This window comes from Pseudomonas sp. UBA4194 (genome assembly GCF_002379585.1).
In the GTDB taxonomy this organism is placed as follows: Bacteria; Pseudomonadota; Gammaproteobacteria; order Pseudomonadales; family Pseudomonadaceae; genus Aquipseudomonas.
The window spans coordinates 1-4,002 of sequence record NZ_DFUE01000049.1 but is presented as its reverse complement, the minus strand read 5'-3'; the positions used below and the strand labels follow the sequence as shown (position 1 = coordinate 4,002).

3 protein-coding genes are annotated in these 4,002 nt (G+C 62.4%); all 3 read right to left on the bottom strand.

What is annotated here, in order from left to right:
• Nucleotides 1-70 precede the first annotated feature (70 nt).
• Nucleotides 71-1,252 (bottom strand): acetyl-CoA C-acetyltransferase, encoded by a 1,182-nt coding sequence (locus tag B3397_RS13115; protein WP_296250714.1) that lies wholly within the window; start codon nucleotides 1,250-1,252, stop codon nucleotides 71-73.
• A 162-nt stretch (nucleotides 1,253-1,414) separates the two neighbouring features.
• The gene (moaA, locus tag B3397_RS13110; protein WP_296250712.1) at nucleotides 1,415-2,419 is read right to left on the bottom strand and encodes a GTP 3',8-cyclase MoaA; all 1,005 of its coding nucleotides are present in this window, start codon (nucleotides 2,417-2,419) and stop codon (nucleotides 1,415-1,417) included.
• Nucleotides 2,420-2,581: 162 nt separating this feature from the next.
• Nucleotides 2,582-3,304, bottom strand: coding sequence for a pirin family protein (locus B3397_RS13105; RefSeq protein ID WP_296250710.1), 723 nt, complete (start codon nucleotides 3,302-3,304; stop codon nucleotides 2,582-2,584).
• Nucleotides 3,305-4,002: the final 698 nt, after the last annotated feature.

Below are 4,002 nucleotides of genomic sequence, written 5' to 3'. Positions count from 1 at the left end.
CCCTGAGGGAGAGGGGGCCAAAAGCATACGGCGTGCGGCTTCCTATTCCTCAGGGCGATTCAGCCTGTCATCAATCCCGGGCCAGCGCTAACGCCACCCCTTGCCCCCCGCCAATGCACAGGGTCGCCAGGCCCTTGTGCGCGTCACGCCTGATCATTTCATGCAGCAGCGTCACCAGCACCCGGCATCCCGAGGCTCCGATCGGGTGACCCAGGGCGATGGCGCCACCCTTCACATTGACCTTCTCGGCATCCCATTCCAGCTCCTTGCCCACCGATAACGCCTGGGCGGCAAAGGCTTCGTTGGCCTCGATCAAATCCAGCTCCTGCAGTGTCCATCCTGCTTTTTCGAGGCAACGGCGGGTGGCCGACACCGGGCCGATGCCCATGATGGCTGGGTCGACTCCGGCATTGGCGTAGGCGGCGATGCGGGCCAGCACCGGTAGCCCTAGCTGTTGAGCCTTGGTCACGCTCATGAGCATCACGGCCGCAGCGCCGTCGTTGAGCGACGACGCGTTGCCGGCTGTCACACTGCCGTCTTTCTTGAACGCTGGCTTGAGTTTGCCCAGCGCCTCGGCGGTGGTGCCTGCACGCGGCTGCTCATCCGTGTCGAACACCAGCGGCTCACCCTTGCGCTGGGGTATCTGTATCGGGGTGATTTCTTCCTTGAACAGGCCTGCCTCGATGGCCGCGACGGCCTTCTGCTGTGAGGCGGCGGCGAAGGCATCCTGATCCGCACGGCTGATGGCGTATTTGTCTACCAGGTTCTCCGCCGTGATGCCCATGTGGTAATCGTTGAACGCGTCCCACAGGCCATCGGTAATCATGGTGTCGAGCATCTGCCCGTGGCCCATGCGCAGTCCGGTCCGAGCAGCGGGCACCACGTAGGGCGCCAGGCTCATGTTTTCCATGCCCCCCGCAATGATGATCTCGGCATCGCCGCAGCGAATGGCCTGGGTGGCCAGGTGCAATGCCTTGAGCCCGGACCCGCAGACCTTGTTCAAGGTCATGGCGGGGACGGCCGGGGGCAAGCCGGCATGAATCGCGGCTTGGCGCGCTGGGTTCTGACCCGCGCCCGCCGTGAGGACCTGGCCAAGAATGACTTCGTCGACCTGAGCAGGGTCCAGTTTGGTCTGTTCCAACAGGCGGCGGATGACCGCTGCACCCAGTTCGACGGCGGGGATATGGGCCAGGGAGCCTTGAAAACTGCCGACGGCAGTGCGGGTGGCGGCGACGATGACGACATCTTGCATGGTAAGACCCTCGGACAGTGGGCGCGTGGCGCCTGTTCTTGTTTTGTGCCCGGCACTTGGCCGTGGCGAAGAACCCGATTGTCAGCCCACGCCACTCATTTGATAAATTGATTTTTCAAACAAGTTGATAAGCGATGCTCATCAATGACGGGCCGGGCTGGTTCAGCCGCCCGTCATGTTCATGAAGCGCACCACCTGTACATCATCGTCAAGGCTGAACGTGTGACTCCATGGCTTGAGCTGCATGGCCTGGACGATGGCGTCCTGCAGGCGCTCTGGCTCACCGGGGTGGTCGCGTAGCACGCTTTTCAGGTCCGCTGAATGTTCGTTGCCCAGGCACAGCAAGAGGCGGCCTTCGACGGTCAGACGGACCCGATTGCAGGTGGCACAGAAGTTGTGGCTGTGGGGGGAGATGAAGCCGATCCGCGTGGCGGGGGCTTCAGGGGTACGCCAGTAGCGCGACGGACCATGGGTAGAGTCAGCAGACGGCAGCAGTTCGTAGCGCTCGGCAATGCGGGCGCGTACCTGATCGCTGGAATAGAACGCCTCGGCACGGCTGTGTTCGCTGATCGCGCCCAGGGGCATCTCTTCGATGAAGGAGATGTCCAGGCCGCGGTCGATGGCGAACGCCACCAGGTCAACGATCTCATCGTCGTTACGGCCTTGCATGACGACGCAATTGAGTTTGGTATGACGAAAACCAGCGGCGTTGGCGGCATCGATGCCTTCGATCACCTTGGACAGGTCGCCGGTGCGGGTCAGCTCGCGAAAGCGTGCGGGGTCGAGGCTGTCCAGACTGATATTGAGGCGCTTGACCCCGGCGTCGAACAGCGGCTGGGCCAGCTTGCCCAGCTGTGAGCCGTTGGTGGTCATGCACAGTTCCTGCAGGCCGGGCAGGGCGGCAATGCGTTCGCACAAGCCGACAATGCCGGAGCGTACCAGCGGCTCGCCACCCGTGAGGCGAATCTTGCGCGTGCCCAGGGCCACGAAGCTTGCCGCCACTTGTTCCAGCTCTTCCAGGCTGAGAATCTGCTGGCGGGGCAGAAAGGTCATTTCCTCGGCCATGCAGTACACACAGCGAAAATCGCACCGATCGGTGACCGAGAGTCGCAGGTAGTCGACTTTCCGGGCGAAGCTGTCGTGGAGGGTGCGTTGTGGGGCGTGCATCAAGAAGATCCAGTGAGGGGCTTGAACATATTGACTGCTAGCGCCCGCCAAGGGTTGCAGTGCAAAAATGCAGATCTGCAAAGTAACCCCGGGGGACGGTCCAAGCCAATCGGTTTTTTCAATAAGCCCATCGAGCCACTCGATGGCTAGCCATCTCGGGTATCAGGGCATCTGTGGCAGCTCGTTGGGCCGAAGGTCGAACACCAGCACTTCGGCATCGATGCCTCGCGAGAGGTGCAGCATCGTTTCCTCGCGGACCCTGACACCATCGCCTTCATGCAGCAGTTGCCCATTGAGCTCGACGCTGCCGGTGGCCACATGCACATAGGCATAACGATCCGCGGCCAGCGTGAGCGTGGCGCTTTCGTCACCACTGAACAGCCCGGCATACACCCGTGCATCCTGGCGCACATTGAGCGAACCATCGGCGCCATCCGGCGAGATGATCAATTGCAGGCGGCCACGTTTCTGCTCAGGACTGAAATGCTCCTGCTGATAGCGCGGTTCGGCACCGACCCTATCCGGAACGATCCAGATCTGCAGGAAGTGCACCGGCGTGCTGGGGCTGTGGTTGTATTCGCTGTGGGCAACGCCATGCCCCGCGCTCATCAGTTGTACATCGCCGGGACGAATCACCGAACCCGTGCCCAGGGTGTCCTTGTGCTCTAACGCGCCCTCCAGCACGTAGGAAAAGATTTCCATGTCCCGGTGCGGGTGCTGGCCGAAGCCCTTGCCGGCAGCGACGCGGTCGTCGTTGATCACCAGCAGATCGGAGAAGCCCTGTTCCCGGGGGTTGCGGTAGTGGCCAAAGGAGAAGGTATGAAACGACTTCAACCAGCCGTGATCCGCCAGCCCGCGTTCCGAGGCGTTACGAAGAGTCAGCATGATGTTCTCCCAGTGGATTGACTTGATGGGCGTAGATTAAAGGTTATAAATCCCCTGATAAATCCGCTGACCGGCGCAACACTGTCTCCCTGAGGTTGACAACATCCCATCACACTTGCGCGCGACACCCCAAACCGCTCACCACCGCAGATCCTCTGTGGGAGCGGGGTCTACCCGCGATGGCGGCCCAGTGGGCGCCGCAGAATCTGGAATGTTCAGTGTCAGTGATACCGCCATCGCGGGCAGAGCCCGCTCCCACAGGGAATTTGTGCAGCAGCCCGGACCACTGACCACTGCAGATCCCCCTGTGGGAGCGGGTTCTACCCGCGATGGCGGCTGATTGGGCGGCGCAGGATTTGGGATGTTCGGTGGCAGTGATGACGCCATCGCGGGCAGAGCCCGCTCCCACAGGGGATTTGTGTGGCAGCCGGGACTGGTGACCGCTGCAGATCCCTTGTGGGAGCGGGTTCTACCCGCGATGGCGGCCGAGTGGGCGGCGCAGGATCTGGAATGTTCGGTGGCAGTGATGACGCCATCGCGGGCAGAGCCCGCTCCCACAGGAGATTTGTGTGGCAGCCGGGACTGGTGACCGCTGCAGATCCCCCTGTGGGAGCGGGTTCTACCCGCGATGGCGGCTGGGCGGGCGCCGCAGGATTTGGAATGTTCAGTGGCAGTGGTGACGCCATCGCGGGCAGAGC